Raw genomic sequence first — 550 nt, forward strand, 5'->3', positions numbered from 1 at the left:
TGCGCTAATGGGTGAAAACGGTGCAGGTAAATCAACGTTGCTTAAAACTCTCAGTGGCTTACACCAACCTACTGCAGGCGAGTTGGTCGTCGATGGTAAAGCTTTGGTGTTCAACTCAGCGACTGATGCGCTTGAGCAAGGTATCGCCATTATTTACCAAGAGCTGAACTTGGTACCTGAGCTTAGTGTGGCAGAAAACATCTACCTAGGTCAGTTGCCAACAAAAGGTGGCAGTGTAGATGTGGAAACATTGAACGCTCGAGCGCGAGAACAGCTAAAACGTTTGGGGGAGGATTTTGATCCTTCTCGCCCACTTAAAGAGTTTTCTATCGGCCAGTGGCAAATGGTGGAAATTGCCAAAGCACTAAGCCGCAATGCTCAGATTATCGCGTTTGATGAACCAACCAGCAGTTTGTCTCAACGCGAGATTCAAAACTTATTCAAAGTTATTCGCGAATTGCGCGATGACGGCAAAATCATTCTGTACGTTTCCCATCGTATGGAAGAGATCTTCGATTTGTGCGATGCCATTACCATCTTCAAAGATGGG

At 46.2% G+C, this 550-nt stretch carries 1 protein-coding gene; it reads left to right on the forward strand.

The window, feature by feature from the left end; all coding sequences use genetic code 11:
• The coding region (locus R7R24_RS29570; protein WP_318120571.1) for an ATP-binding cassette domain-containing protein at positions 1 to 550 on the forward strand (550 nt) is incomplete at both ends.

Source organism: Vibrio sp. 704 (assembly GCF_033339295.1).